The organism is Variovorax sp. 278MFTsu5.1 (assembly GCF_048305045.1).
Lineage (GTDB): Bacteria > Pseudomonadota > Gammaproteobacteria > Burkholderiales > Burkholderiaceae_C > Variovorax > Variovorax guangxiensis.
In genome coordinates this window covers 171,933-198,221 of sequence record NZ_CP157623.1, presented here as the reverse complement: position 1 = coordinate 198,221, position 26,289 = coordinate 171,933, and the positions used below count along the sequence as shown (strand labels likewise).

Sequence of the window (26,289 nt, the reverse complement as noted above, 5' to 3'; positions counted from 1 at the left end):
CGGCACCCGTGTGCCAATCTCCGAGCGACCAGGGATTCGAAACGATCCGACCCGTCCCTACCGCCATCTCGGAAGACAGAACAGAAGGGGGCGCATCAATGACATGGAGGTCGAGCACCTGCATGGCGACAGCAGCACGCATCGCGACCTAGGCACCGTCGTCGCCGACCAGCTCCACTGAACGAAACACCCGCCGCAACTGCGGATCATCGGAGGCGAGGCAGGCGCGCGTCTGCGCCATGAAGTGTTCGAGAAAGCGCGATGCGGCATGCGGCAGTGCTTCATTGGCGCGGCGAACGATGCCGACACGGCTCGCGTGGAATCGCTCGCGCAGTGGCAGCGGCACCAGGCCGCTTCGCAGGCTTTCCACCAGCGGCCACGGGCATAGACTCAGCATGTCGGTCTGCTGCACGAGCGCCAGCGACAAGGCAGCCGAATGAGCCAGGTGGATGCGATGGTGCGGCGCCTCGAGGCCGTGCTGGCCAAAGAGGTTGTCCATCAGGGCGGCCCGCTCGGTGGGTGCAAAGTTCAGTATCCAGTCCTGATCAAGCAGTTCGGCCATGGTCCGGGCGCCAGCGCGCGGGTGGCCGTCGCGGGCCACCACCGTCGTGTCGTATGTGAAGTGGGCCGTCGCCTGCAGGCCCTCCATCGCTTCGGGTGGAGCGATGCGCCCGATCATCAGGTCCAGAGCGCCCTCGCGCAGCATGGGATAGCTCAAGCGCGAGAAGCCGTCGAAGAACTCCAGCTGCACGTGCGGCAGTTCGGCGCGAAACGGTGGCAGCACGCGCGCGAGCAACGTCTGGGCGATCCACGCCGTGACACCGATGGCAAGCCGTTGCGTCGATGCACCGTCGCGATGGCGCGCCAGTGCGTCTTCGGCCTGGCGAAGCTGCGTCATCACACGTTGCGCATGCTCCAGCAGTTCCTGGCCGGCGGACGTGAGTGCAATGCCTGCGCTGCCGCGCGTGAGCAGTGCGACGCGGGATTCGGCTTCGAGCTCGCGCAGGCCCTGCGTGACGGTGGACTGCGTGACGCCGAGCGATCGTGCCGCAGCGCGGATGCTGCCGTCGGCTGCGATGGCCACGAGATAGCGCAGCTGGTGCAGTTTCATCGCGGCATTATCCGCGGCAGACAGAAGGACAGACAGGCACAGCCGCGCAGCGCACAGCCCTGCCTGTCTGCCGGCCGGCGCAGCCGCTGCCTAGACTGGCCGCATGACAGACAAGACCGAACACCCGGCCCCCTATCCCGCCCAAACCGACCACGTGCTGCCGGCAGTACGCAGCATCGCAGCAGAGATGATCCAGGTGCGCCGGCACCTGCACGCGCACCCGGAACTTGCGTATCAGGAATTCGAGACCAGCGACCTGGTCGCTGCGCGTCTGGCCGAATGGGGCTACGAAGTCCACCGCGGCCTGGCCGGCACTGGCGTCGTCGGCACGCTCAAGCTGGGTCAGGGCACGCGCCGGCTGGGCATCCGCGCAGACATGGACGCCCTGCCGATCCACGAAACAACAGGGCTGCCCTACGCGAGCCAGCACGCCGGGCGCATGCACGCCTGCGGTCACGACGGGCATACGGCCATCCTGCTGGCATCGGCGCGCGTGCTCGCGCAGGAGCGCGGCTTCGACGGCACCTTGCACCTGATCTTCCAGCCTGCCGAGGAGGGCCTGGGCGGCGCGCGCCGCATGGTTGAAGAGGGCCTGTTCGAGCGCTTCCCCTGCGACGCCGTCTTCGCGCTGCACAACATGCCGGGGTTCCCCGCGGGCCGCTTCGGCTTTCGCGAAGGGCAGTTCACGGCATCGTCGGATTCGGTGACGATCAAGGTCCTCGGCCGCGGCGGGCATGGCTCGACGCCGCACCTGGTGGCTGACCCCATCGTCGCGGCGGCGTACATCGTCATCGCGTTGCAGACCATCGTCTCGCGCAACGTCGATCCGCGCGACACGGCGGTGGTCTCGGTCGGCGCCATCCACGGCGGCGACGCGCCCAACGTCATTCCAGCAACCGTGACCCTGCGCCTGACGGTGCGCGCCTACCGGCCGGAAACCCGTGCCATGCTGCGCGAGCGCATCACCGAACTGGTGCAGGCGCAGGCCGCAACGCTGGGCGTGCGCGCCGAAGTCGACTACCACTGGCGCTATCCCGCCGTGATCAACGACGTCGAGGCCACGCGCCTGGCGCGCGAGGTGGCGCGCGAATGGCTGGGCGAAGAAGGCATCGTTCAGGACCTGCAGCCGGTGACCGGCAGCGAGGACTTCTCCTTCATGCTCGAGCGCTGCCCCGGCAGTTACCTCATCGTCGGCAATGGCGAGGGCGACACGCACGGCACCGGCGGCTGCCAGGTGCACAACCCCGGCTATGACTTCAACGATGCGATCCTGCCTATCGCAGCCAGCTACTGGGTGCGCCTCGCGCGGCGCTTCCTCGCTCCGCGGGGCTGAGCATTCCCCCCAACATCTCGCTTCGAGGTTCATCATGCGCTCCCATCCCTGCACGCTTCTGACCCGCCGTCAGGTTGTCGCCGGCCTCGGCGCTGCCAGCGTCGGCTTGGCCGTCCCGTCGTTCGGCCAAGCCTATCCCGCCCATGCCATCAAGCTCGTGGTCGGCTACGCGGCGGGCGGCTCGGTCGACGTGATCGGTCGCATCGTCGCCGACCTGATGGCCGCGAAGCTCGGATCGGCGGTGATCGTGGAGAACCAGGCCGGCGCGGCTGGCGCCATCGGCGCACTGCGCGTCGCCCGCAGTCCCGCGGACGGCTACACGCTGCTGATGGGCAGCAGCAACGAGCTCGCAGCCACCATCACGGTGAACCCGGCGCAGAAATACGATCCGCGCAAGGACTTCACGCCGATCGCGCTGATTGCGACCGCGCCGGTGCTGCTGGTGGCCAGCGCGAACACCCAGGTGAAGAACCTCGACCAATTCTTCGAACGCGTGAAGAAAAATCCGGGCAAGTGCAGCTACGGCACCTCCGGTGTGGGTTCGCTGCAGCACTTCGTCGGCGAACTCATCAAGCAACGCGCGCAGGTGGCCTTCATCCACGCCCCTTATCGCAGCGGCGGCGCGCTGGTGAGCGACGTCATCGGGGGCGCGGTCGATTTCGCGGGTCTGTCGCCCACCATCGCCGCCCCCTTCCTGCAGGATGGACGGATGGTCGCTCTGGGCGTGAGTTCCGCGTCCCGCTGGCCCGGCCTGCCGCAGGTGCCCTCGCTCGGCGAGCACCCCCTCCTCCAGGGCTTCGACCTTTCCGGCTGGTTCGGACTCGTCGGCCCGCACAACATGCCGTCCGGCGTCGTGCAGCACCTGCGTGCACAGTTGCAGGCCGGGTTGCAGGATCCGGTGGTGCGCCGGCGACTGCAGGAAAACGGCGCGCTTCCCGCGGCGGGCGCCGAGGACATGGTGCGCCTGATCGAGCAGGACGTGGCACGCTATGGGACGCTGGTGAAGTTCGCGAACATCCGCGAGTGAGCACCGCGCCCCACCCGTCACCCATGCGGCAACCCGATACCGGTGACTTCAACAACTGGTGGCGGCAGAAAACCTCAGGGTTCCGCCGCAACGTCCCGGTCATCTCCCATGCCGTGGTAACCGCCCTGGAACAGGATCGTCACGTGGCGCGGATTTCCCACGCGATAGACCTTGGCAAAGACGAGGGTGGCCACCATGCCCGCGCCGCAGCCGAACCTCAGCTTCCAGGCCAACTCTGGTGCAGTAGGGACTGAAGCACCTGCAAGCTGCGCGAGGCTCGCATTGCGGCGATGAAGGACCGACAGGTCCGCTGCTCGACAAGCAAAGCAAGCAGCGCTTCAGCGTGCTATATGTGGCCGTCGTGCCGGCCGATGAGCGGCGGGGACCACGTCACACCGGCACCTGCGGCAGCACGCTCGCGCCTTCCCCCGGCCGCCAGCCGAGCATGGCGCGGCACGCTGGTATGCGGCGACTTCAGTGGCTACAAGGCGTACTTCGAGCTCGGCGTCAGCCGAGAACTCATTTCTCAAGTCGAAAGCATCTCACCTTGAGGGCCGCGCGGCTTCAGGACTGGGTCCCGTCCAACGGCACTCCGCGGTAGGAAAGAATCATCATCAGCCCCGCGGCCACCGTGATAGCGATGTCTGCGACATTGCCGACGAAGAAATTGCCGTAGGCAATGAAGTCGATCACGTGGCCCCTACCGAAGCCGGGGTCGCGCATCAGCCTGTCGATCAGATTCCCAAGCGTGCCGCCGAGCAGCAAACCGAGCGTCATCGTCCACCAGGTGCTGCTCAGACGGCGGGAGAAACGGACGATGAGGACGGTTGCCGCGACGGCAATTACGGTGAGCAGCCAAGTGCTCCCGCTGCCCAGGCCAAGGACGGCGCCGGGGTTCAACAGCAGTTGGATGCCTAGTGCGTTGCCCAGGACTGGGTGCTGCACCCCTTGCTCCAGACCGGAGAGCGCACATGCTTTGGTGACCTGATCGACCATCAACACGATCAACGCAAGGGAAGTCAGCAAGCCAAGCCGGGACCGACGCGCCGGAACGGATTTACGTACGGCGGAGGTCTCGGACGTGATTGGCCTGAGGCGCTGGTTGCTCGACATCGAACAAGTTTACCCCGCGTCGTCGCCGCATAGGCAGCTCGTGACCTTGGGCTCCGCAGCGGGTTTTGGTCTTGCCTCCCAATGCGTGAATCAGCCCGGGACCTGGCGGGCGCCATGCTGGCCGAGCCCAGAAGCCGATTCAAGATGGATTCGCCGGACACATGCTTTTCGGCGATGACGTCATGATCTTTTCTGAGAAGCACATTGCGTTCCAAGACAAGGATCTGAAGATCGCTTGGCCGCGGTGATTCAGGCGCGCCGTGACCGAATCGGCGAAGCAGTTGCATGGCGCTATGAGCTGGCTTGGGCACTGCCCCGACCGCATCTTTCTAGACGCTGCTTGCAAGCGGCCGTTGACGGCGATCAGCCACGCCTGAGTCGCGCGTTCCGCGACCGCCTGCGGCAGCATCGAAGTTGTTGAAAGACGCTTGCACCACGGTACCTATCCTCTCAAACCAAGTGCGCGCAACCAAGCATCGACCTGACCGAAAGCATCCTGCTGCCACTGCTCGGGGCTGCGTTCACCGAGCACTTTCGTTTCCTCGACAAAGCGACGCACACAGGTCGGTCCAAAACCATCGACCGTGTCGAACTTGCCGGCAATGAATTCGTAGCCTGCGGCGCCACTGGCATGGTCAAGCAGCGGCCGGCACTCCTCAGCCAGCACCTCCGGCCCTCCAGGATAGTTCCGGACACAGTAGTAGATGTCGTAGGCATCTTTCTGCTTGTAGCGCCCCTCGATCGCATGCCCCTTCATGGCCAGAAGAGCCGGTATCGAACTAACTGCGATCTCGACGCGGTTCGTACCACCGGTGGGCATCGAGCCAGTGATCGCTACCAGTTGATAGAAGCGAAGGGCCAGATCAGCGCCGTCTGCTCGTTGCACCGCGAAGTCGGTGATCAGCGGCGGCACGTTCTTGATGATCTCGGCATTGCGAGGCATCAGAAAGTCGACAACGATGTCGATCGGAGCACCGCCCTCTTCAGTCGCGATCTGGCGCACGAGCTGAAAACGCCGAAGGTCATGACGCTGCTGGTAGCCGTGCCCCTGCAGAGCCTCGACCAGCGTGGCGTATTCGCCGTCACCCAAGGCCTCAGCATCTAGCCCGAGATCCACATCGAGCGTGCCGACGTGCGGCATGTCCTCATTGCCAAGCAGCAGCCACGGTACGGCACCGCCGACGATGGCGAACTTGCCCTTGAAACTTCCGAGGATCTGGCCGATTTCGAGCAACACCGTTTTGACTGCCGCCGTCGTGCGATCGTCGTAGTCGGCGGCGGACTGTGGCTCGCCTGGGGTCACTTCTGCCATTTCAACCCTTCTTGTCGTAGATGGTCGGCCGCCTCCCGCCCCCGCTCGCCGGCTGCTGCGAGATCCAGGTAGGTCTGGACGGGACTGGTGCAGGTGACGCCAGGTGCCGGCTCCACCGTATCGCGGAATACACCGAGGTCTTTGAGCAAGGTCACCGTCACGTTCTCGCCCTTCGAGGCGGAAGACAGCTTCAGGCCCGAGCGCAGATGTTCCAGGCCCGCATCGTCCGCATAGAAGTACTGCGTGCCGGTGCGGCCATACGGAGCAAGCCAGTGCGCCGCCGAGAAGGACGCCATTGCCAAAAGTCCCGTTGCATGCCGCGAACCCATCACTCGCCGCGCAGCCTCCTCGAACGAACTGCCGTGCAACGTCGTGTAGAAACTCATACGCCGGCCGACTGGCGGCTCGTAGGCGTCGCGCCATTCATCGAGAAGCGCGTCGGGCTCGGACAGGTACAGGCCTTCGCTGGAGACTTGCGCCCACTCGCGGTCCAACAATCCAACGCGCACATTGCTCACATGCCCCAGACTGACCTCGGCGGCCTCTGCAAGCTCCGTAACGCGCCATGCACGCTGCGGATCTCGAAGCATCACGCGCAACACCTGGGCGGACTTCGGCTTGAAAAGCGACCTGAGTTCACGCCGCTCCACAGCAGGCTTGCTCGCTACCTGGCGCTCGATGAAAACGCTGTCGAGCGCCAACCTCGCGTTACCTTCCAGGTCAAGGTAGCCCACCTCGTGCTCGCGACACAGTGCCTGGGCCTCAGGCGACAGGTAGGGTGCGATGAAGACGGGCACGGCATCCTTTGCTTGATTCATCACGTAGTCGCGCAGCTGCAGCAGCGCGAGGCGGACGTGGCGCGGCTGGCCACTGGACTTCACTTCGCAGACCAACGCCTGTCGCCTGCCGTACACCTCGAAGTGCGCCACGATGCCGACCCCGTGATCGGGGCTCAGCGCTTCGTGCTCGATGTCCAGAAGCTGGATGGCTGGCACTTGCTCTAGGAGCACGCGAAGGGCAGCAGCAGCTTGGCGCTCGACATTTTTCACCGAATCATCGATTTTCAGCATCTGCTGAAAATACCATTTTTGATGAAATTATCAAGGGAATTTCACCAAAAATCCCGCTTCCAGCAACCGCTGAAATGCAGCAAACTGGTGAAATTGCGGCAACGCATCGACGCCGGACAGCGCCTCGAGCTGGTCAGGATCGATCGTGCGCCAGTGCCGCTTCAGCTGCAGCGCGCAGTAGTAGATCCAAAGGTCGGGAGATCTCGTCGTCCATGGCGAAATAGTACTGTATATTTAAACAGTGCTGTGTGACGTTTACATCCTCTACGAGTCCAGTGAACTGCGGCCCGACGCCGAGGTGAAGGCGCATCCAGCCCGCGGGTGGCTCTGTTACCTGACGCCGGCCGCAGCTATCTGCCGGCCTAGGTGAGGTACCGGACCACCAACCGGGTCACTTCGTCGATGAAGGGTCCCCCTGTCACCCGCAAGAAGCTCCGGTCGATGCAGCACCGCGCCGTGCGCCAGGGTTTCCACGCTCGACACGCAGACGAAGGTGGCCAGCCCCAGGTCCAGGTCGCGGCGCAGCTCGCCGCGATGCGCCTCAAGGAAGGCCCGCACCAGCTCGCCGGCCCCGCGCTCGAACCCCTTGACCTCGGCCAGCCGGCCCGTGCAGGGGATGACATTGGCTCCGAGGGAAATTCCAGGATTGCCAGCGATGAGACAGCAACTCTTCGGTGCGTTGACTCCAGGGGAATGCCAAGGCATACCTGCTGAAGAATGGCTAAAATGGCTAATCACTCTCACCCGAGTCCAATCATGCAAGTCAGTGCCACCGATGCCAAGAACCGCTTCGGCTACTACCTGGGTCAAGCCGAGCGCGAGCCCGTGCAGGTCATGAAGAACGACCGCGTCGCAGTTGTGATGGTCTCGGCAGCCCGTTACGCCGAGCTCGAGGCACTCGAACGGACGAAGACGCTCGGCCAGCGCAAGCGCGAATTCAACGAAACCTATGCGGAGTGGATTGCAGCCCAGAACGAGCTTGTCGAGCGCGTGGGTGTGTTCGGCGAGGACTACCGTCCCTGGTGATTGCACGATGGCCCAGTTCGATGTCTATGCCAACCCGTCCAAGACCCAGCGCGGCGAGATTCCCTGGATGGTGGACATCCAGAGCGAGATCCTCGACAAGCTCCCGACCCGCCTCGTGATGCCGTTGGCACTGCGTGCCCACATGCCGGCGGCGATGCCGCGGTCCCTCTGTCCGACCATCGGCTGGAACGGAGCGATGCTGGTGGCATTGCCCCATCTGGCTGCACCCTTTCGGGTCAAGGATCTGGGCTCTGTCCAGGGCAACCTGCGATCTCAAGCCAGCGACTTCGTGGCCGCGCTCGATGCAGTGATTAGCGGAATCTGAGTCGAGCCTTCGGCAGGGGGTGCGGACGAAAACTTGGACTGGTTTTCATGCCGCCCCCGCCGGGTCAGGATCCATGGAAATCAATACGGCTACGGCGCACCACCGCGATTACACAGCCCTCAAGGCCTGCTACGGGCACATGGCCAGCCCGAGCTGAGCGGGACGCTGCCCACTCGCGAGAACGCCACAGGGCGAGGCGCACGGATCGGACGGGTCAGGAGCAACTGGTTTCCTGGATGCCACAGAGGCGATCCACCCAGACGCGAAAACGGCCCGGCGGCAGGCCCGCGCGCGCAGCAGGTTCGACCTTCAGCGTGGCGCGATCCTGGGCGGGGAAGCGCTGATCCGCGAACTCGACTTGCGCCCATTCGCCCTGGCAGTCGCTCAGGCGGGCGGCTTCGATGAAGCTGTCGCCATCGAAGGTTTCGCCGTCGCCCACGCGCAGATGGACCGCGGCGGCACGCGCCGGTCGCGCGCGGCCCGCATCCGCCTGGGACTTCACGGTGAGCTTGCTGCCGCTGACCCATCCCCTGCCGCTGTACATCGGCCGCGCCGGACGACCGGTGAGATCGGCGTTGTCCTTGGCGTTGCGAATCAGGAACCAGCCGTCGCGCACGCCGATGACCTCGACCTCGACGCGAACACCGTAGTTCATCGCAGGCTCGACGAAGGTCGGCGGGAGCCTGCCCAAGACCCTGGCCGCAGTGCTCGGCGCCTCGCGGACGTTGAGTCCGGCCGGGTCGGTCTCGGCGACGAAGGCACCGAAGCTGCAGGATCTGGCCGGTGTCACCGCCGGCGACTCCGGGCGCGAAGCACCGTCGGCGGGACCCGCGGCATTCGCGCCGCCGGCGAGCGCGGCCAGACCGGCAGTGATGGCGATCAGGATCGCCCTGTGGAGGTGGAAATCAGCAGCCATCGGTAGCCATCAAGAGAATGTGGTGGAGTGCCGGCCTCTTCTACACCTTCTATACCATCAGCCGGCCCTGCGACGTGCAACCAGCGGCACCAGACAGGCCACGGCAAGCAATACCGCCCAGGTCGCCAGATAGCACCGGTCCGCAGGCCCCGAATGACCGACGGACTCCCAGCCCGTGGTGGCCTCCCACCATGACCAGAAGGGATACAGAACGAGCGTGAGGACCGGGCCGGCCGGCACCACCCAGGCAAGGGTGATCAGCAGCCGCAGCACGGGGTGGCGTTGCGCGGGTGGGGTCGGCGAAGGATCGGAAGGGCGCGGCATGGTCCATTCTGTTCGGCCTGCAGCATTTCCGGAAGGGTCGGCAGCCCTCGAGTGGCCCCACAACGGCGCTGCGGCAAGCACCTGATGGCGGCTGTTATCGTCTGCCGGCCGCAAGCGCCCCCAGCGGTGGCGGCTCTTGCCCCGCGACGCCGGTCGACTCCTCCCCTCTTCTCCCAGCGATACATGTTTGCACTGATCAGCCTGACCATCGACCGCGCCCGGAAGGAGCGCTTGCCCCAGGTCGCCGGAAGCCTTGCGTTCACCACCTTGCTCTCGATCGTGCCCCTGTTCGCGACGAGCTTTGCGCTCTTCACGCGATTCCCGGTCTTCTCGCGGTTCCAGGACGCGCTTCAGGAGTTCTTGCTGAGGAGGCTTCTTCCCACGGACATCGCGCGCACGGTGCTGAAGTACCTGAACCATTTCGCCGCGAATGCAAGCGGCATGACCTGGGTGGGCTCGCTCTTCCTGCTGGGCACCGCCATCGCGATGCTGCTGACGGTGGAGAACGCACTGAACCAGATGTGGAAGGTGCGCAGGAACCGGCCGTTCTTCAAAAGGGTCGGCCTGTACCTGCTGATGCTGGCGATCGGCCCGCCCGCCCTCGGCTTGAGCCTGTGGGCGACGTCGTACCTGCTGGGCATTTCCATGGGCCTGATCGGCGCGCTGCCGCCATCGCTCGCGTTCGTGCTCGACCTCGGGCCGTTCCTGCTCGGCGTCACAATGCTGACCAGCATGTTCTACCTCGTGCCGAACACCAAGGTCCGGCTGCGCGATGCCTTCGCGGGCGGCTTGATCGCCAGCATGGTTTTCGAACTCGGCAAGCGGGGCTTCACCGCCTACCTGGTCAAGATCCCGACATACAAGGCCCTGTATGGAGCCTTCGCGGTTCTTCCCATGTTCCTGCTGTGGGTGTACTTCTCGTGGCTGGTCACCCTGGTCGCGGCCATGGTGACGGCCAACCTGGCGCTCAACCGCCGGCAAGCGGCAGGCAAACCTGCCCGGGCGTGAACTCGGCCGCCGGTCGCCCCATCGGCGAGGAAGGCGTCTGCGCGCCGCACTGGCTCCAGTCGCGGCGCAAGGGCCTCAGCCTCCGCCAGGTTCGACAAGCTCCCGCAGACTGACCTTCAGCGGAAGCTCGTAGTCGCGACCGATGAGCTCCGCCCGGAAGGACTTGCGAGGATGGATCGTCAGCACCTCGTCCACGAGGGACAGCCGGTCGACCAGACTGGGGGCATCATCATGGAACCGGACCTGCGCGACCTGAACCTCCAGAGCGCGCGAAGTGGCGCGTTCCTCGATGCGTGCGAACACCCGGCTCGGCGCGGGATGGACCGGAATGTCCTGCTCCACGCGTATGCGGTATTTCTTCGTTTCCTTGGTCCGCAGCGTCACCCGCAGCGCATTGCCTTTGCTGGCCATCTCTTGCTGCAGCAGGGGCAGCAACTCCACACCCCTTGTTGCCAGCGCCGCGATCGCCCCGAAGGTCGCGCTCTGAACCACTGACAACTGCTCGCCCGGCGGGCGATCGCTGTAGTCGCTGGCCAGTCCGACCATGACAAACCTGTGCCATCGCTCCAGGGCGTAGTCGGTGTGCAGCAGGCTGGCCTCAGGGATGCAGGGCGTGAGGCAGACATACAGGTGGTCGGCATCCCCGATCGATATGCCGAGTTCCTCGCACTTTCTGCCGATGCGCTGCCCCAGCGCGATCGCGTCCTTCGGGAGCTTGAAGAGCTCGCCCGCGTAGCCCGGCATGGGAGAACCGGGCCGCAGGTGCTCGGGACTCTCGAAGTAGCGAACGTCCCGCAGCGGTCTGGCGCGTTTCACAGACTTTTCCATGGCTGCAATGTATCGCGCGGCACCGCGGCGTCCCCGGGGCTTCGCGCGAAGGCAGAAGCCACACGAATGCGTTTTTCGCCCATCGATTTCGATCTGAAACTGCAGCCCATGCCCCCTACCCTCGCCACACGCAAGCCCGTCGATGAACTCACGGCCGCCGAACTGGAGACGTTCCCTGTCTGGGAGTTCGCCGTGGATGAGGATGGAGACGGCGAAGAGCAGGACCACCTGGGGTGAAGCCGGACCCGACCAGCGAAGTGCCGGACAACGACTCCTCGCTCGGTGTCGCCGTCGCCCTGAGGCTGGCCGGCGGGCGGGTCTATCCAGGCGTGATGTTTGCGACACGCAAGCTGGCTTCGATGTCGCGGCGGTCGCGCTGTTCACGACCGAAGGTCAGGGCCTTTTTTCGCAAGGCGATTCACCCGCCCAAACCCAGCGTAACCTGAAACGCCTCGGGCTGGCCCATCAGGAAGTCTTTCCGCTGGACTACTGCACCGCGTTCCGTCGGCACGCATCGAAGTCTTCGAACGTGGCACGTTCAATGTGCTACGTGCACAGTGCTCGCGCTCAGCATCCGTCAAGCCTGCGGCCCAACGAACACGGGCCTGGTCGCTCAGGCAAACTTTTCCGCCACCTCATTGGACAGCCGGAAGCGCATTCCGGGCGCTGCCCACTGGGCCCTGAGCCACCAGTCATGCGCCACGGCGATTTCATGGCAGATTGCCAGGCCCAGCCCGGCCCCATGGTCTCGCCGATGCGCTCCCTGCGGGTCTTCTAGCCATTCAATACGAGAGATCCCTGCGGATATTGCTCGCACATGAAATCGACAAACGCCCGAACCTTCGGCGCGGGAAGTCGTCGTGATGTATGCAGGACCCAGAGCTCGACCTCCGCACCCGAGACCCGGCCCCATTGAACCAGTTCTCCGCGCGTCAGCTGGTTCCACGCAATGGATTGCGGCATCAGGGCAGCACCAGCGCCGGCGACTGCAGCGTCGCGAATCATCAGGAATGAGGAAAGCCTCAGCCTCGGAATCGGCTCCAGGACCAGGCGCCCATCGTCGAGCGTCCAGTTCGTGGGTTGAAAACTTGTGGACACGATGCCCGGAACGGGGCTGACCTTGCCGGGGGGCGGCAAGGGAACGGAGGGCGCCGCCACGACCACTAGCCGGTCCTTGGCGAAGCACCGGCCTACGAGGCTGCTGTCGGGGCTTGGATTGATCCGGATCGCGGCGTCGAACTGCTCTTCGACGAGGTCGACCAGGCGATCGTCCGCCACCACCTCGCATGTGACATCCGGGTAGGCCGCGCAGAACCCGGCGGAGATGCGCCCCATCGCCAACTGCGAGAACAGCACCGGCGAAGCAATGCGCAAGCGTCCGCGGGGCACCGACAAGCCCTCGCGCGCGGAGGTCATGGCATCGGCCACCTCGTGCATCGGCCCTTCGGTGCGATCCATGAGCATCTGTCCGGCTTCCGTGAGCTTGAGCCCGCGGGCGCTGCGCTCGATGAGCCGCACGCCGAGTTGCTCTTCCAGCTCCGCGATGCGCCGGGACAAGGTCGCCTTCGATCGCCCGCTCGCGCGACTTGCCTTGCCAAGGCCTCCATTCGCCGCGACGAGGGCGAAGTCGGTCAATGCATTCAGGTCCATGTGTTCCGAATTTGAAACGAGGTGTCTTTATCTTCGCATCTTCGTTTTATTAATGCAACGAACTATCTTCTCCCCATCGCAACTTCGACACGAGGAAATTGAAATGACCACCACTCAACGTGCTGTCCTGATCCGGGCCTATGGCGGTGCCGCCGCCGCCGAGGTCGCCCAGATCGCGAGGCCCGCTGCCGGACAGGGCCAGGTCCTGGTCCGCGTTCGAGCCGCCGGCGTGAACGGCATCGACTGGAAAGTTCGTGAAGGATTCGTCCGGGATGCTTTCCCGCTTCAACTGCCGGCCGTGCTGGGTATCGAACTCGCGGGTGTCGTTGAGGCCGTCGGGGCCGGAAGCTCACGCTTTCTCGTGGGCGATCGCGTCATGGGGCCGCTTGGCAGGCTGGGTGCCTATGCCGATTTCGTGGCCGTCGACGAGGCCAACCTGGTGCGCACGCCGGACAGCCTGGACGACGTCCATGCGGCTGCAGTCCCGGTGGCGGCCGTGGCCGCATGGCAAAGCTTGCACCACGCCGGTCCGATCGCCGCAGGTCAGCGAATCCTGATCCACGGCGCGGCCGGAGGCCTGGGTGGCTATGCCGTGCAGTACGCCAAGCGGGCAGGCGCCATGGTCTTCGCAACAGCGTCGGCTGCGCACGTCGAATACGTTCGCAGCCTGGGCGCAGACCGCGTCATCGACTACCGGCGCGAACGCTTCGAATCGGTCGCGAGCGACATCGACCTGGTGCTCGATTACGTCGGGGGCGAAGTGCTCGATCGCTCGTGGCAGGTGCTGGCGAAGGACGGCGCGATCGTCGGCACGACATCGCCCGACATCCTTGCCCGAACGCCCGCCGGCCGTCGTGGCCTGTGGTTGATGAACCAGCCGGACGCAGCCCTCCTGGAGCGGCTCGCAGCGGAGATCGCCCAAGGCACCCTGGTCTCGAAGCTCGACGAAGTCGTGGGCTTCGACGACGTCCCCGTGGCCATCGAGCGCAATCGCACAGCCGCTCGCATCGGCAAGGTCGTCGCGGATTTCTCACGTTAATCGACCTTGTGATCCATCCCTTCAACCGTTTCCCTCAACCACCTGGAGATCTTCATGAGCATTCTCGTCACCGGTGCCACCGGCACCATCGGTTCCCTCGTCATCCAAGGGCTGGCCTCCGCCGGCGCACAGGTCAGCGCGTTCGTTCGCACACCCGGAAAACAAAGCTTTCCGGCCAGCGTCAAGGAGGTCGTCGGCGACTTGACCGACGTGCCGTCGTTGCGCGCGGCCCTCTCATCGGTGCGCACGCTGTTTCTGCTGAACGCTGTCACGCCCGACGAGGTGACCCAGGCCCTCGTCGCGCTGAACCTGGCGCGCGAGGCCGGCATCGAGCGCGTGGTCTACCTGTCGGTCATCCACGCGGACAAGTTCACCAACGTGCCGCACTTCACCGGCAAGCACACGGTCGAGCGAATGATCGAGTCCCTCGACATTCCGGCGACCATCCTGCGACCGGCGTACTTCATGCAGAACGAGCGCTCGGTCCAGCAGGTGATCCAGGGCTACGGCGTCTATCCTATGCCGATCGGCTCGGCGGGCGTCGCGATGATCGATGCGCGCGACATCGCGGACGCCGCCGTCGCCGAACTGCTGCGTCGCGATCGCGAGCCCGGCCCCTCACCGCGCACGACGCTGGACCTGGTCGGGCCAGAGCTGTTGACCGGCGAGTCGGTGGCCAGGATCTGGAGTGCCGCGCTCGATCGCGAAGTGATTTACGGCGGGGACGACGCGGCGGCCTTCGAAGAACAGCTGGCCGCGTTGGGGCCGTCCTGGCTTGCCTATGACATGCGCCTGATGATGGTCGGCATCCAGAAGTTTGGCATGCACGGCACGGACGGCACAATCGACCGCCTACAGGCCATCCTTGGCCGTCCCCTGCGCAAGTACGCCGACTTTGTCAAAGAGGCCACGGCCGCGTCGTAGGCGGAGCGCTTCGCGTACGTCGGCCGGGACCACGGGCCACAAGCAATGCTGATTTGTGCACGCGGACAGGTATCCAGGATTCATCACCAGATGCGCTCCGAGGCCCCTGATATCTGTTCCGTGGTGCAGCGATTGCTGGCATTCAGCGGCGGAGGTCCGCCAGCTTCTCGAAGACACCCATGAAGATCGATTTTCTGCTCCGCCAGGGCGGCACGTTCGCCCTGGTATTGGTCCTTATCGCCGGCTGTGGCGGCGCGGAGACCGAAACCGGGCAGGCCGCGCCGCCCGCGCCCATCGTCTCGGTCATGACGGTGCGTGCCGCCCCGCTGGCGCTGACGCAGGACCTGCCGGGTCGCGTGGCGGCCGTGCGTGTCGCCGAAATCCGTCCCCAGGTCAGCGGCATCGTTCAGCGTCGGCTGTTCGAGCAGGGCACAGAGGTGCGCGCAGGCCAGGGCCTGTTCCAGATCAATCCGGCTGCGTTCAAGGCAGAAGTCGACACGGCTGCGGCAAGCTTGCAGCGTGCCGAGGCCGCGCTGGCACGCGCACGGACGCAGACGGCGCGCCTGCAGCCCCTGGTCGAGGCCGATGCGGTCAGTGGCCAGGCCTATGACGACGCCGTCTCCCAGCGCGAACAGGCCGCCGCCGACGTGAAGCAGGCCCGCGCGACCCTGGCGCGCAGACAGCCGATCAGCACACCGCTGGCATGCCGTCCTTGGTGATTGCACGATAGCCCGGTTCGACGTCTATGTCGACCCGTCCAAGATCCAGCGCGGCGAGAAGCAGATCAACTGGCGGATAAGCGCTCTTTCCCGGGAGGGAGGGAGTAAGCACCGTTCGAAGCGCCGTTCGCCTGCTCACGGCGCAACGTCGCGCTACATAGCTTTCGAGAAGAAGGCCGCTTGACCAATCCTTGATGCTGCGCCCACCGAACTTCAATGAAGCATCGGCAGCATGGCGGCATGGATCAATTTCAGGGCCTCGGAAACCGCACGCCGTTGCTGCTTCCGCAAACGCAGGTCCGCCCCTCCTGTCACACCTCAAGGACTTCAATGCAAGGACTTTTCATGAAGAACCCGCAACGCAAAAGACGGTGTTCCTCCGCAATGGCTGCGCTCCTGCTGCTGGCAGCGGGGTCGGCGACCGCTGGCGTGAGCTGGTCCATCGGCATCGGTTCGCCGAATGTGGTCGTGGCGCCCCGGCCGCCGGCCATGGTCTATGAACCCGCGCCGGCCTACGTGGTCCCGGCGCCGGTGTATCCGGTCGCGCCGCGGGTCGTCGTTGCTCCGCCGGTCATCTATCAGCCGCCGTCCGTCGCCCTGCGCGTCGACCATGACCCCGACCCTTACTACCACCACAGGCACGACGACGACTGCGATGACGACTGACGCTCGCCGGTGAGCTGCGCGGCGCGAGGCGCCGCGCAGCACGCGCCTGCCCTGAAGTCATCGTCCAACCGCAGGGTCATCGCTCGCCTGCGCCGCTGCCCGACATGCCCGTTGCATGCGCGGCGGCAGAACTCCATTGCTCCGATGAATGCCTTGCCTGCGGGCCTTTCCCCTTTTGCCACCGACATGTGGCGTCTCCTGAAACCCTTCGCCGGTGTCGCTGCGGTCGCGACGCTCATCGGCAGCGTGGGTGGCCTGGCCACGGCCGCCCTGCTGGAGCAGATCAATTCAGCGCTGCACGGCAGTGCGGCCATTTCCGTTTCCGCCATCGCCGGGCTCGCGGTCCTGGCCGTGTTCGCCGTGGGCGGGCATACGGTGGCAGGCGTTCTCAACAGCGTCACCGGCCAGCGGGTGGTCGCGGCCCTTCGCAAGGACGTCTCCCTGCGGATCATGGGCGCGCCGATCGCTGCCGTCGAGCGCATGAAGAGCCACCGGCTGCAGGCGATCCTCAACGAGGACATCGACACCATCAGCGACTTCACGTCGGAGTTCGCCGGCCATGCTTCGGCCTTCGCGGTCACGGCGGGCTGCGCGATCTACCTGTTCAAGCTCTCGCCCGTTCTCTTCCTCGTCAGCGCGCTCGCGCTGGTCGTGGGCATCTGGATCAATTTCGCCGCGGCAAGGGCCTGGAGCCGCAACTTCGAGAAGGCCCGGACCGGCGAGGACGAACTGCAGAAGCACTACCGCAGCGTCGTGGAGGGCGCCAAGGAGCTCCGGCTCAACCGGATGCGCCGGGCCCAGGTGCATGGCGTGCGCCTGTCGGGCGCGGCGGATCTCATCGCGCGGCTCAAGGCCCGGGCGCTCGGCCTGTTCTGGGCCGCCGAAGGTACGAATTCGGCCATCTTCTTCCTGGTCGTCGTGTGGATCCTGGCCGCGCGTCCGTCGCTGGGAATCGATGCCCAGGTCGTCAGCGGCTTCATCATCGTGCTGCTCTTCGTCAAGGGACCGATCGAGGAATTGGCCGCCCTGCTGCCTTTCCTGAGCCAGGCCCAGGTGGCTTTCCGCCGGATCGCGCGCCTGTCGGCGGAGTTCCGGAAGGAGCCGCACGCCGTCGATTCCGCACAGCCGGCATTTCTTGCGAGCCACATCGAGCTGCGGCAGGCTCGCTACCGTTTCGAAGCGCGGCAGGAAGGCGCCAAACCCTTCGAGGTGGGGCCGATCGACCTCAGGCTCCGGCGCGGCGAGACGCTGTTCATCGTCGGCGGCAACGGCAGCGGGAAGACGACGCTCGTCAAGCTGCTCCTGGGCCTCTACCAGCCGAGCGAAGGACAGCTTCTGCTCGACGCAGCGCCCGTGAACGACCGCAGCCGCGAAGCCTATCGCGGGCTCTTCTCCGCCATCTTCTCCGACTACCACCTGTTCGATGAACTGGTTGCGCAGGATGCCGAGCACATCCGGGCCGCCGGCGAACTGATGCGCCGCCTGGGAGTCGCGGACAAGGTCCAGCTCGTCGACGGCAAGTTTTCCACGACGGACGTCTCGACGGGCCAGCGCAAGCGCCTCGCGCTCGTGCATGCCTGGCTGGAGGACCGCCCGGTGGTCATGTTCGACGAATGGGCCGCGGACCAGGACCCGGAGTTCCGCAGCGTCTTCTATCGCGAGCTGCTGCGGGAGCTCAAGCGCGAGGGCAAGACCCTGATCCTTGTCTCGCATGACGACCGCTACTTCGACGTCGCGGACCGCGTGATCCGGATGAGCGCGGGTCGGATCGTCGAGGAGTTCCTCCCGCCTGGGGAGCCGAAGTCATCCAGGTCCGACGTGGCGGATGTTCGATAGGCCTGGCGGCGCTGCATCACTGCAGCCGCACCAGCGATGACAGCTGCGCAAACCGTTGCGGGGATCGAACGCGCAGATGGAGCGCATAGATCGCCGCCAGCAATCCGGCGGCCAGCACGCTGAAGGCCAACGCGTAGCTCGGGCCGGCCGGCAGCCCCGACAGGAGCTGGACGTGGGTGATCATCTGCCACAGGAAGAACGTCAGCACGGCCGCGCTGATCACCGGTGCAAGCAGCGATCGCCAGCGCGAGACCTTCATCGGATGCTTCCGGAAGAACGCGATGACAGCCAGCGCGGCGAGCACCTGGCAGGTCAACACGCCGATCGCCGACGGGACGCTCGCCCAGGGCAGGGCCTGGAGCATCGGATCCAGGCCCGCCATTGCACACAGCAGAACCAGCATCACCGATATGCACAGCGTTGCGGCGGACGCCACGTGCGGGGATCTGTGCCTGTGGTGCGTGCGGGACAGCCGGCTCCAGACAAGGCCGCAGACGGCGAGCGCGTGCCAGTATCTCGCCAGCACGTTCGTGAAGCTCAGGACGGCGGCAAAGAGGCTGGTGATGACCAGCACCGCGCCGATCCTGGCTGCGGTGGGCCCGGCCAGGGTCGAGAACATCGACAGCCACATGCCGCCGGGGTCGCTTGTTGCCACGACCACCGCCTGCGAGAGGCCGAAATGGTTCAGCATCAGCAGGATGGACCCCGCATACAGAATGCCGATGAATGCGATCGACAGGTACATCGCTCGAGGCACCGAGCGTCGAGGATCTCTGGCTTCCTGCGAGTAGATCGCCGCGGTTTCGAAACCCATGAACGATGCGACGACGAAGATCAGCGAAGGCCCGAACCCGGGGGTGAACACGGCCTGCGGCGAAAACGGCGCGAGGGACAGCGCGTGGCCGGCAAGCCGCAGGTTGAAGACTTCGAGAAGGTCCGCCAACAAGATGGCGCCGACCTCCGACAGCATCAGGATCAGGAGCAGCCGCCCGCTGAACTCGATGCCGCGTACGCAAAGCAAGTGTGCGCCCACGGCGCAGCCCATTGCCCAGGCCCACCATGGCGCGTCAAGGCCCAGTGAAGCCATCGCCATGTGGACGAAGTGCCCCAGCATCGCATAGCAGGCCAGCAGGATCGCGATGTACGACAACACCGCAATGCATGCGCCCCCGATGCCCGGAATGGTGCCCAGGCCCTTGGTGATGTAGGCGTAGAAGGCTCCGCCGTTCTCCACATGGGGACTCATGGCGCAAAAGCCGACGGCAAAGAGCAGATACGCGGCACAGACGATGGCGTAGGAGCCCGGAAGGCCGATGCCATTGCCCAGCGTGATGCTCACGGGTACACCGCCGCCCATGGAGGTCAGCGGACCATTCGTCGTGATCACCATCAGGAAGATGCCGAACCAACCGATCGCATCCCGCTTGAGGCCCGTGTGTCCCGCTGGCGGACTCGCTGGTTCAGACATCGCATGCTCCTTGCACATAAATCAGGGGTCTGGCCGCCGGCCTAGGAGGTACCGAAATCGCCCATGCCATACATGTCGGCCGCGATGACCCAGGAAGCCCCTTGCCTGCGCCAGGCCGTGAGCGATCGCAATGCGATCACCTCGCCGGCCGGCCCCTCTGCCGGCGGGGAAGTCCACTCCAGCCAGGTGACCGCCGCGCCTTCCGAGAGCTCCATCGTCCGCACGGAGCGAATCGAGAGCTTGGGCGTCATCTTGAGCATTTCCATGAGCGCTGGCAGCAAGTCGGCACCCACGGTGATGCCGGGAGCGCCCTCGCCGCTGACGCTCGCGTCCGGCGCGAACATCTCCTGTTGCAGCAAGCGAGCGTCGCCTTGGCGGCACAAGCTCTGAAGTCTTTCGATGGCCTGTTCCAGTGTCATTGCTTTGTTTTCCTTTGAAAAATGGTGTGTCGGGATCGGGGGCTCTTGGGACTTTTATTGCTACTGCGATCGCAAGAATTCGAGTGCATCCCTGGCACCTCGAATCCCGTCTTCGATCGCGCCATCGATGAACCCCCTCCAGCCGGTGGCCCAATCGGTGCTGGCGAAAAAGAGCGGCGGTGCCTGGGTCTGGAGCGTTGCCAAAACCCTGGAGGTCTGGTTTGGCGAGAACCAGGTCCAGCCGCCCTTGGCATACGGGTCGTGCGTCCAATCGTGCGCAACGACCTCCTGCACATTGATTTCCGGTATGAATTTGCGCAGTTCTGCTTCGACCACGCGGATGTCCCGAAGGTCGACCGCATCGTCCGGCCCGAAGCCGACCAGGACGGACTTGCCGTCGACCTCGCGATCGGCGACCACCATGGTCAGCGGATTGGGATAAGGCGCGAAGCCGACCCACGCGCCGACATTGCGATCGACACGGGCGATGAATTTCGTGCCCGCGCAGACATGTCGTTCGCGATGTGCAGCCGAGCGTGCCTCCGGCAGCTTCGGCACGAAGTCGATGTCGCTCAACACGTTCATCGGAACCGCGAGGACCACCGCCTTGCAGCCGACGGAAAAGCTCTTCGCCTGGATCCGGACCTTGCCTTGCACCGTTTCAACGCTGGAGACCGGCTCTGCGAGCGCCAGATCGGCATTCGAATCCTTCAGCAACGCAAGCGCCAGTGCGGACGTGCCTTTCGCGATCTTGTAGCGTCCCAGGCGCTTGAGCAGCGAGTCCGCCGAGTAGTCGCCCAGCGCCCACCAGCGCAGCTGGTCGTACAGGCCGCCTTTTGCCGGATCGGTCGCGGCGTTCATGGAGATGAACGAGAGCAGCAGATCGCGCTGCCGGCCGGAGACGGGCACGTCCCTGAATCGATCCGTCAGGCTCTGGCCATCGAAGTCCGATAGCAGGTTATCGGAATCGACATGAGGGTTCGCGAATGCGATCCGGCCGTTCGCTCCATCCACATTGCAGTACGCGCTCAGCGCGGCGTCGAGGTCATTGCCCATCGCCTGCGCCGAGTCCGTCACCAGGCCCTCGGCAGTCAGCAGGCTGATCGAGTCGGCCGTGCCGCTGACGGACTCGGTGGTCTCCAGCCCGTATCGATGCAGCTCATTCCAGACGTACGGCTGGCCCCAGTGAACCCAGGTACCGCCGACTTCGAATTTCTGGCCGGCCTGCTCCGCGGTGAAGGTCCGGCCACCGATTCGATCGCGCGCCTCGATGATGGCCACGCGCAGGCCCCTCAGACCCAGCTCTCTGGCCGCCGTCAGGCCGGCAAACCCGGCGCCGATCACGACCACGTCGTAGTCGTCGTGCGGCAGGCCTTTTGCAGGAAGCGCCGCGGGCGAAGTCAGACCGCGGCTCAATGGGAGTCCTGGCTTGATGTTGAATCCGTCTGAAGTTTTTTTCACGGGATGAATGGATGGTGTTGTGTCGGGAATGGGGCCCAATGATTGCGAAGCCCGCCGGGTGCAAGTAGCCGAAATCGGCAAGCGCTGCGGGGCGCGTTGCGGGCCATCGGCAGGGCAGCGGACTTGCCGATTCGGGCTAACGGACTCCGGTGATCGATGCAACCATGGCTGCAGCCGGCGTGCTGAACGCGCCTGCACTCAAGCACCCAGAGACTCAACGAGGCATGTTGTGACCGACATCGAATCCATTCTTGAAACCCTGCACTTCCCGGACGCACCGAAGATGGTTGCGGGCCCCTATCCCGGACCGCGCGCGGCCGAAGCCCTGGCGCTGTCGGCGCGCACCGAATCCATGGCGCGCGGCGGCGGACGCATGCCGGTCGTGATGGACCGCGCCTTCGGCGCCACCTTCAAGGACCCCGACGGCAGCACCTTCATCGACCTGTCGGCCGGCGTGGGCGTGAGCAGCGTGGGCCGCTGCCATCCCAAGGTGCAGAAGGCGATCGTCGAGCAGTCGCAGCAGCTGATGCATGCGATGGAGGTCAACAGCACCCGCCGCACCGAACTGGCCGCGCGCCTGTCGGCCCTGATGCCCGAAGGCCTGCGCAATGACTGCATCACCTTCTTCGCGCAAAGCGGAAGCGATGCGCTCGAAGCGGCGGTGAAGTTCGCGCGGCGCGTGACGGGCCGCCACCAGATCATCGCCTTCCACGGCGGCTATCACGGTGTGTGGCATGCGTCGAATGCGCTGACCACGGGCACGGCCTACCGCAAGGGTTACGGGCCGTTCATGGGCGGCGTGATCCATGCGCCCTACCCGTACGCCTATCGCTTCCCGTTCGACACCACCCACAAGTCGGCGGAGCAGATCGCCGGCGAATACGTGGACTACCTGCTGAACACGCCCTACACGGCCGCCGACGACGTGGCCGCCGTGATCGTGGAGCCGGTGCAGGGCGAAGGCGGGTATGTGCCGCCTTCACCCGAGTTCCTGCAACTGCTGCGCAAGGCCTGCGACCGCAGCGGTACGCTGCTGATCGTGGACGAGGTGCAGTGCGGCGCGGGCCGCACGGGCCGCATGTGGGCGGTGGAGCACACGGGTGTGAAGCCCGACATGCTGACCTTCGGCAAGGGCATCGGCGGCGACGTCCCCATGGCCGGCATCGCCATGCGCAGCGACCTGGCCGCGCGCGTTCCCGATGGCTCGGTCCCCAACACCTTCGCGGCGAACTCGCTGTCGGCCGCGGTGGCGCTCACCAACCTCGAGATCCTGCACGACCCCGAACTCGGGCTGATGCCGCGCGCGGAGCTGCTGGGCCAGGAGGTGCAGGAGCGGGTGCGCGGCTTCCAGAGCCCGTACGTGGGCGAAGTGCGCGGCAAGGGCCTGATGATCGGCATCGAGCTCGTCGAGGACAAGGCCACCAAGGAGCCGCTGGCGCCGGAGAAAGTCGGCCGGATCATGGAGTACGTGCTCGGCCACGGCGTGCTGATGGTGCCCTGCGGGCGCTATGGCAACGTGATGCGCGTGATGCCGTCGCTGACCATCTCGAGGCGGCTGCTGCACCGCGCGCTGGATGTCTTCGGCGAGGCGCTGGCCTCGCTCTGAACCGGCCGTGCCGCGCGCGGTACGCCCCCCTCGCCTACTGCTGGGCGATGCGGGCGGTGAGCTCCGACGCGGCGGTGGTGATCAGCGTGCACAGGTAGCTTTCCTGGAAGGCCCTGAAGCGTTCGTTGCGTCCCACCAGCGTCATGCTGCCGAGCACGCGCTGCTTCTCGTCGAAGATCGGCGCTGCCACGCCCGTGCGGCCCGGATGCAGTTCGCTTTCGCTGATGCAGTAGCCCTGCTTGCGGATCGCCAGCAGGCCCTTGGAGAAAGACTTCCATTCCAGCCCCTGCTGCTGCCCCTCGGGCGTGCTGGCATGGGCATCGAAGACGCGGCGGATCTGCCGCGGCAGCAGGTAGGCCAGCACCACGCGCGAGGTCGCGCTGTGGAACAGGTCGATGGGGCGGCCGCGGCCTCCGCCCACGGGCCCGGGGTCGGGGCCGCGCCGGATCAGCACGTTGACCACCGAGTCGCCGTACCACTCGCTGATCACGGCGTCCAGGCCCGTCTCGGCCACGAGCTTCTCGACGAGGTCGCGGCTGCGCACCAGCACCGGGTCGTAGTCGGTCATCTGGTGCTCCAGCGCGATGATGCGCGGCCCCAGCGCATAGCCGCGGGGCAGGCGCACGAGGAGGCCGGCATCGCCGAGTTCGCGCAGGTAGCGGTAGGCACTGGCGGGCGTGTAGCCGAGCTGGTTGCAGATGATCTCGACGTCGATGACCGGCTGGTCGGGCCGGAAGAGATCGAGGACATCGAGCATGCGGCGAAGGCTGTTCATCGTCTGGGAAGGCTGCGGTCGTGAAACAAGAAATCGTACGGGCACGCGAAGGCGTGGCGCCCTTCATTGTCGGGCACCATCCGTGGACCTGATCGAGGCCCGCGGCGGTGCCGGATCCCCGAGGCACAGACACCTGAGACAGGACGCAAGTAAAGACCATGCCCCTTGAGAAATCCATCCACACCCCGAGGCTCGTCCTGCGGCGCTTTCGCGAGCAGGACGCGGCGGACCTGTTCGACTACCTGCATGCGCCGACCGCGAGCTGCTTCCTGTCGCTCGCGCTCGCGGACCTCGAAGCCGCGCGGGCCGAGGCCCGAAGACGCAGTACCGACGGCGAGCACGTGGCTGTGTGCCTCCAGGAATCGGGGCGGCTCATCGGCGATCTGTTCGCCATGCAGGAGGAAGACACTTTCTCGGTCGGCTGGAACCTCAACCCGCGTTTCGGTGGCAGGGGCTACGCCCAGGAGGCAGCCTCGGCGCTGTTCGCCCATCTCTTCACTGCCCGCGCCGCCCGCCGGCTCTATGCCTACGTGGAGGACCACAACGCTGCCTCCCGGCGGCTGTGCGAGAAGCTGGGCATGCGCGCCGAAGGGCTGTTCCTGGAGTTCATCTCGTTCCAGAACGACGCGCAGGGCGAGCCCATCTACGAGAACACCATGCAGTACGCGATCCTGCACAAGGAATGGCTGCGCGCTTCATCGGCCTGACGGGCGCCACGCCGGCGCTCAGCCGCGGTCCTGGCCCAACGCGGCAAAGCGCTGCGGATCGCGTCTCGCCAGCCGCGATGCGGCCAGCCAGCCGGCCGCCGCGGCCAGGAGCACGGTGACCACCAGGGCCGCGGAAATACCCCGGCTCGCGCCGGTGAGCACATGGAAGTTGCCCACGGCCAGCACCAGCACCACCAGCAAGCCCGCGCACGCCAGCAGCGGCAGCACGCGGATCCGTAGTCGGCCATAACCGTGCGAGTCGGCCCGGAAGAAGCGCACCACCGCCACGGCCGTCGCGATCATCAGCACCAGCAGGCACAGCGTGGCCAGGTTGCTGAGCCAGGCGAACTGGGTCAGTACCGGGTCGGCGCCCAGCAGCGCGAACAGGCCCACCGCGACGGCGCTCAGCACCGTCTGCAGCACCGAGGCCACGTGCGGGCTGCGGTGGCGCGCATGCGTCCAGCCCAGGCGAGCGGGCATCAACCCCTCGCGGCCCATCGCGTAGAAATAGCGCGCGCTGGAGTTGTGGAAGGCGATGAGCCCCGCATAGATGCTGGCAATGAACATCAGGCGCAGCAGCACGGTGAGGCCATGGCCCGCATAGGTGTCCGACAGCAGGTACAGCAGGTTGGTCGGATCGGCCAGCGCCGCGATGGTGGTCACCACCCGGTCGCTGCCCGCACCGAGCACCAGGCACCACAGCGAAAAGGAATAGAAGCCCCCCACCAGCAACAGCGCCGCGTAGGTGGCGATGGGAATGCTGCGCTTCGGGTCCTTGGCCTCTTCGCTGTAGATGGTGGTGGCCTCGAAGCCGATGAAGGCCGCAAAGCAGAACAGCAGGCCGATGAAGGGGTTGCCGCTGGTGAAGGCCTCGGGAGAGAAGGAGTGGGCATCGATGCCGTGGGCACCGCCCTTGGACAGGATCAGCACGTCCAGTGCCAGCACCGCCAGGTACTCGGCCACCACGAAGACCGCGAGCACCCGGGCCGAGAAGTCGATCTGCCGGTAGCCGAAGACCGCCACGCTGGCCATCGCCGCGAAGGCGCAGGCCCACCAGGGCACCGCCAGGCCGAACTGCGCCTGCAACGCCTCGGACGCCACCGCGCCCAGCAGGCCGTAGAGCCCGAACTGCAGCGTGACGTACCCGAACACGGCCACCATGGCCGCCGCCCCGCCCGCCCTGCCGCCCAGGCCGCGCGCCACCATCGCATAGAAGCCTCCGGCGCTGGTCACGCAGGTGGCCATGGCGGTGTAGCCGGTCGCGAACATCAGCAGCAGGCCGAGTGCCACCAGCACCAGCACCGGTGTGCCGGCGCCATTGCCCAGCATCATCCCGATCGGGAAGCCGCCCGCCACCACGCTCAGCGGGCTCGCGGCCGAGATGACCAGCAGCGTGATGAATCCGGCGCTCAGCGTGCCGCGGCGCAGGCTGGTGGCGTGGGGGTGGCGCGTTTCCTGGGCAGGCGTCATCGCGGGGGTCAGCGTTTCCATGGTGCGTCGCAATGCATGCCGCGCGCAAACGCGTGCAGCTTGGAGAGAGAAGGCCGTGCACCGGAGCGCCGGCCGCTGAGACAGGCAGTCTAGGAAGGCATGCGCGCGCAGCGGTATCCCGGATCGGCAATCCGG

General features: G+C 65.8%; 26 protein-coding genes and 1 pseudogene. 13 read left to right on the top strand and 14 right to left on the bottom strand.

The window, feature by feature from the left end:
• Positions 1-148 precede the first annotated feature (148 nt).
• Positions 149-1,111: a LysR family transcriptional regulator gene (locus ABL844_RS33030; protein ID WP_418126353.1), complete on the bottom strand. Its 963-nt coding sequence runs from the start codon at positions 1,109-1,111 to the stop codon at positions 149-151.
• Positions 1,112-1,214: 103 nt separating this feature from the next.
• Here ABL844_RS33030 and ABL844_RS33025 point away from each other — a divergent pair, with 103 nt between their 5' ends.
• Positions 1,215-2,444 carry a M20 aminoacylase family protein gene (locus tag ABL844_RS33025; RefSeq protein WP_418132267.1) on the top strand — a complete coding sequence of 410 codons (1,230 nt, stop codon included), beginning with the start codon at positions 1,215-1,217 and terminating at the stop codon, positions 2,442-2,444.
• 34 nt (positions 2,445-2,478) lie between these two features.
• A complete protein-coding gene (locus tag ABL844_RS33020) occupies positions 2,479-3,471 on the top strand; it encodes a Bug family tripartite tricarboxylate transporter substrate binding protein (RefSeq protein WP_418132266.1) in 993 nt (330 codons plus the stop codon).
• Between the two features lie 74 nt (positions 3,472-3,545).
• Here ABL844_RS33020 and ABL844_RS33015 read toward each other — a convergent pair whose 3' ends face one another.
• The 4 genes from ABL844_RS33015 to ABL844_RS33000 form a co-directional block, all read right to left on the bottom strand.
• On the bottom strand, positions 3,546-3,704 hold the full coding sequence (locus ABL844_RS33015; RefSeq protein WP_418132265.1) for a hypothetical protein: 159 nt from the start codon (positions 3,702-3,704) through the stop codon (positions 3,546-3,548).
• A 331-nt stretch (positions 3,705-4,035) separates the two neighbouring features.
• Complete coding sequence (locus ABL844_RS33010; protein WP_418132264.1) at positions 4,036-4,584, bottom strand: signal peptidase II; 549 nt, start codon at positions 4,582-4,584, stop codon at positions 4,036-4,038.
• A 442-nt stretch (positions 4,585-5,026) separates the two neighbouring features.
• The gene (locus tag ABL844_RS33005; RefSeq protein WP_418132263.1) at positions 5,027-5,896 is read right to left on the bottom strand and encodes a hypothetical protein; all 870 of its coding nucleotides are present in this window, start codon (positions 5,894-5,896) and stop codon (positions 5,027-5,029) included.
• The gene (locus ABL844_RS33000; RefSeq protein WP_418132262.1) at positions 5,884-6,966 is read right to left on the bottom strand and encodes a type IV toxin-antitoxin system AbiEi family antitoxin; all 1,083 of its coding nucleotides are present in this window, start codon (positions 6,964-6,966) and stop codon (positions 5,884-5,886) included. The genes ABL844_RS33005 and ABL844_RS33000 overlap by 13 nt, the downstream gene beginning before the upstream one ends.
• A gap of 756 nt (positions 6,967-7,722) precedes the next feature.
• Here ABL844_RS33000 and ABL844_RS32995 point away from each other — a divergent pair.
• Positions 7,723-7,992 carry a type II toxin-antitoxin system prevent-host-death family antitoxin gene (locus tag ABL844_RS32995; protein ID WP_418126340.1) on the top strand — a complete coding sequence of 90 codons (270 nt, stop codon included), beginning with the start codon at positions 7,723-7,725 and terminating at the stop codon, positions 7,990-7,992.
• Between the two features lie 7 nt (positions 7,993-7,999).
• Entirely contained in the window at positions 8,000-8,317 is a 318-nt protein-coding gene (locus ABL844_RS32990; RefSeq protein ID WP_184642815.1) for a CcdB family protein, read from the top strand.
• Positions 8,318-8,531: 214 nt separating this feature from the next.
• Here ABL844_RS32990 and ABL844_RS32985 read toward each other — a convergent pair whose 3' ends face one another.
• The gene (locus ABL844_RS32985) at positions 8,532-9,233 is read right to left on the bottom strand and encodes a hypothetical protein (RefSeq protein WP_418132261.1); all 702 of its coding nucleotides are present in this window, start codon (positions 9,231-9,233) and stop codon (positions 8,532-8,534) included.
• 57 nt (positions 9,234-9,290) lie between these two features.
• Positions 9,291-9,557, bottom strand: coding sequence for a hypothetical protein (locus ABL844_RS32980; protein ID WP_418132260.1), 267 nt, complete (start codon positions 9,555-9,557; stop codon positions 9,291-9,293).
• A gap of 84 nt (positions 9,558-9,641) precedes the next feature.
• Between ABL844_RS32980 and ABL844_RS32975 the strand changes: the two genes are divergently transcribed.
• Positions 9,642-10,565, top strand: coding sequence for a YihY family inner membrane protein (locus tag ABL844_RS32975; RefSeq protein WP_418132259.1), 924 nt, complete (start codon positions 9,642-9,644; stop codon positions 10,563-10,565).
• A 75-nt stretch (positions 10,566-10,640) separates the two neighbouring features.
• On the opposite strand, the gene ABL844_RS32970 is transcribed toward ABL844_RS32975, so the two are convergent.
• Entirely contained in the window at positions 10,641-11,393 is a 753-nt protein-coding gene (locus ABL844_RS32970; protein ID WP_418132258.1) for a hypothetical protein, read from the bottom strand.
• A 66-nt stretch (positions 11,394-11,459) separates the two neighbouring features.
• On the opposite strand from ABL844_RS32970, the gene ABL844_RS32965 reads away from it, so the two are divergent.
• Positions 11,460-11,630, top strand: a complete 171-nt coding sequence (locus ABL844_RS32965; RefSeq protein ID WP_418132257.1) for a hypothetical protein — start codon at positions 11,460-11,462, stop codon at positions 11,628-11,630.
• A gap of 537 nt (positions 11,631-12,167) precedes the next feature.
• On the opposite strand, the gene ABL844_RS32960 is transcribed toward ABL844_RS32965, so the two are convergent.
• Positions 12,168-13,043: a LysR family transcriptional regulator gene (locus tag ABL844_RS32960; protein WP_418126328.1), complete on the bottom strand. Its 876-nt coding sequence runs from the start codon at positions 13,041-13,043 to the stop codon at positions 12,168-12,170.
• 103 nt (positions 13,044-13,146) lie between these two features.
• Here ABL844_RS32960 and ABL844_RS32955 point away from each other — a divergent pair, with 103 nt between their 5' ends.
• From ABL844_RS32955 to ABL844_RS32935, 5 genes and pseudogenes are all read left to right on the top strand, one after another.
• A complete protein-coding gene (locus ABL844_RS32955; protein ID WP_418132256.1) occupies positions 13,147-14,082 on the top strand; it encodes an NADP-dependent oxidoreductase in 936 nt (311 codons plus the stop codon).
• A gap of 54 nt (positions 14,083-14,136) precedes the next feature.
• A complete protein-coding gene (locus ABL844_RS32950) occupies positions 14,137-15,006 on the top strand; it encodes an SDR family oxidoreductase (RefSeq protein WP_418132255.1) in 870 nt (289 codons plus the stop codon).
• 179 nt (positions 15,007-15,185) lie between these two features.
• Positions 15,186-15,689: pseudogene (locus ABL844_RS32945) on the top strand (efflux RND transporter periplasmic adaptor subunit); the annotation flags it as partial.
• Positions 15,690-16,070: 381 nt separating this feature from the next.
• Positions 16,071-16,391: a hypothetical protein gene (locus ABL844_RS32940; protein ID WP_418132254.1), complete on the top strand. Its 321-nt coding sequence runs from the start codon at positions 16,071-16,073 to the stop codon at positions 16,389-16,391.
• Between the two features lie 111 nt (positions 16,392-16,502).
• On the top strand, positions 16,503-18,227 hold the full coding sequence (locus tag ABL844_RS32935; protein ID WP_418132253.1) for a cyclic peptide export ABC transporter: 1,725 nt from the start codon (positions 16,503-16,505) through the stop codon (positions 18,225-18,227).
• Positions 18,228-18,243: 16 nt separating this feature from the next.
• Here the strand turns inward: ABL844_RS32935 and ABL844_RS32930 are convergent, their stop codons facing one another.
• From ABL844_RS32930 to ABL844_RS32920, 3 genes are read right to left on the bottom strand one after another with little or no spacing between them, the layout of a single operon-like run.
• A complete protein-coding gene (locus ABL844_RS32930) occupies positions 18,244-19,695 on the bottom strand; it encodes an APC family permease (RefSeq protein WP_418132252.1) in 1,452 nt (483 codons plus the stop codon).
• A 41-nt stretch (positions 19,696-19,736) separates the two neighbouring features.
• Positions 19,737-20,114: a nuclear transport factor 2 family protein gene (locus ABL844_RS32925; RefSeq protein ID WP_418132251.1), complete on the bottom strand. Its 378-nt coding sequence runs from the start codon at positions 20,112-20,114 to the stop codon at positions 19,737-19,739.
• 60 nt (positions 20,115-20,174) lie between these two features.
• Positions 20,175-21,575, bottom strand: a complete 1,401-nt coding sequence (locus tag ABL844_RS32920; RefSeq protein WP_418132250.1) for a flavin monoamine oxidase family protein — start codon at positions 21,573-21,575, stop codon at positions 20,175-20,177.
• A 283-nt stretch (positions 21,576-21,858) separates the two neighbouring features.
• Here ABL844_RS32920 and ABL844_RS32915 point away from each other — a divergent pair, with 283 nt between their 5' ends.
• Complete coding sequence (locus ABL844_RS32915) at positions 21,859-23,181, top strand: aspartate aminotransferase family protein (RefSeq protein ID WP_418132299.1); 1,323 nt, start codon at positions 21,859-21,861, stop codon at positions 23,179-23,181.
• A gap of 34 nt (positions 23,182-23,215) precedes the next feature.
• On the opposite strand, the gene ABL844_RS32910 is transcribed toward ABL844_RS32915, so the two are convergent.
• Positions 23,216-23,956: an IclR family transcriptional regulator gene (locus tag ABL844_RS32910; protein WP_106937971.1), complete on the bottom strand. Its 741-nt coding sequence runs from the start codon at positions 23,954-23,956 to the stop codon at positions 23,216-23,218.
• A gap of 158 nt (positions 23,957-24,114) precedes the next feature.
• Between ABL844_RS32910 and ABL844_RS32905 the strand changes: the two genes are divergently transcribed.
• On the top strand, positions 24,115-24,663 hold the full coding sequence (locus tag ABL844_RS32905; RefSeq protein ID WP_418126292.1) for a GNAT family N-acetyltransferase: 549 nt from the start codon (positions 24,115-24,117) through the stop codon (positions 24,661-24,663).
• Between the two features lie 18 nt (positions 24,664-24,681).
• Here the strand turns inward: ABL844_RS32905 and ABL844_RS32900 are convergent, their stop codons facing one another.
• Complete coding sequence (locus ABL844_RS32900; protein WP_418126290.1) at positions 24,682-26,154, bottom strand: APC family permease; 1,473 nt, start codon at positions 26,152-26,154, stop codon at positions 24,682-24,684.
• Positions 26,155-26,289 lie beyond the last annotated feature (135 nt).

Coding starts and splice junctions, on each gene's coding strand:
- ABL844_RS32970 (WP_418132258.1), bottom strand. CDS start 11,393: ATGGAAAAGTCTGTGAAACGCGCCAGACCGCTGCGGGACGTTCGCTAC.
- ABL844_RS32900 (WP_418126290.1), bottom strand. CDS start 26,154: ATGGAAACGCTGACCCCCGCGATGACGCCTGCCCAGGAAACGCGCCAC.
- ABL844_RS33005 (WP_418132263.1), bottom strand. CDS start 5,896: ATGGCAGAAGTGACCCCAGGCGAGCCACAGTCCGCCGCCGACTACGAC.
- ABL844_RS32925 (WP_418132251.1), bottom strand. CDS start 20,114: ATGACACTGGAACAGGCCATCGAAAGACTTCAGAGCTTGTGCCGCCAA.
- ABL844_RS33020 (WP_418132266.1), top strand. CDS start 2,479: ATGCGCTCCCATCCCTGCACGCTTCTGACCCGCCGTCAGGTTGTCGCC.
- ABL844_RS32915 (WP_418132299.1), top strand. CDS start 21,859: ATGGTTGCGGGCCCCTATCCCGGACCGCGCGCGGCCGAAGCCCTGGCG.
- ABL844_RS32995 (WP_418126340.1), top strand. CDS start 7,723: ATGCAAGTCAGTGCCACCGATGCCAAGAACCGCTTCGGCTACTACCTG.
- ABL844_RS32960 (WP_418126328.1), bottom strand. CDS start 13,043: ATGGACCTGAATGCATTGACCGACTTCGCCCTCGTCGCGGCGAATGGA.
- ABL844_RS32910 (WP_106937971.1), bottom strand. CDS start 23,956: ATGAACAGCCTTCGCCGCATGCTCGATGTCCTCGATCTCTTCCGGCCC.
- ABL844_RS32930 (WP_418132252.1), bottom strand. CDS start 19,695: ATGTCTGAACCAGCGAGTCCGCCAGCGGGACACACGGGCCTCAAGCGG.
- ABL844_RS33030 (WP_418126353.1), bottom strand. CDS start 1,111: ATGAAACTGCACCAGCTGCGCTATCTCGTGGCCATCGCAGCCGACGGC.
- ABL844_RS33025 (WP_418132267.1), top strand. CDS start 1,215: ATGACAGACAAGACCGAACACCCGGCCCCCTATCCCGCCCAAACCGAC.
- ABL844_RS32955 (WP_418132256.1), top strand. CDS start 13,147: ATGACCACCACTCAACGTGCTGTCCTGATCCGGGCCTATGGCGGTGCC.
- ABL844_RS32975 (WP_418132259.1), top strand. CDS start 9,642: ATGGCGGCTGTTATCGTCTGCCGGCCGCAAGCGCCCCCAGCGGTGGCG.
- ABL844_RS33000 (WP_418132262.1), bottom strand. CDS start 6,966: ATGCTGAAAATCGATGATTCGGTGAAAAATGTCGAGCGCCAAGCTGCT.
- ABL844_RS32965 (WP_418132257.1), top strand. CDS start 11,460: ATGCGTTTTTCGCCCATCGATTTCGATCTGAAACTGCAGCCCATGCCC.
- ABL844_RS32990 (WP_184642815.1), top strand. CDS start 8,000: ATGGCCCAGTTCGATGTCTATGCCAACCCGTCCAAGACCCAGCGCGGC.
- ABL844_RS33010 (WP_418132264.1), bottom strand. CDS start 4,584: ATGTCGAGCAACCAGCGCCTCAGGCCAATCACGTCCGAGACCTCCGCC.
- ABL844_RS32980 (WP_418132260.1), bottom strand. CDS start 9,557: ATGCCGCGCCCTTCCGATCCTTCGCCGACCCCACCCGCGCAACGCCAC.
- ABL844_RS32905 (WP_418126292.1), top strand. CDS start 24,115: ATGCCCCTTGAGAAATCCATCCACACCCCGAGGCTCGTCCTGCGGCGC.
- ABL844_RS32985 (WP_418132261.1), bottom strand. CDS start 9,233: ATGGCTGCTGATTTCCACCTCCACAGGGCGATCCTGATCGCCATCACT.
- ABL844_RS32950 (WP_418132255.1), top strand. CDS start 14,137: ATGAGCATTCTCGTCACCGGTGCCACCGGCACCATCGGTTCCCTCGTC.
- ABL844_RS32940 (WP_418132254.1), top strand. CDS start 16,071: ATGAAGAACCCGCAACGCAAAAGACGGTGTTCCTCCGCAATGGCTGCG.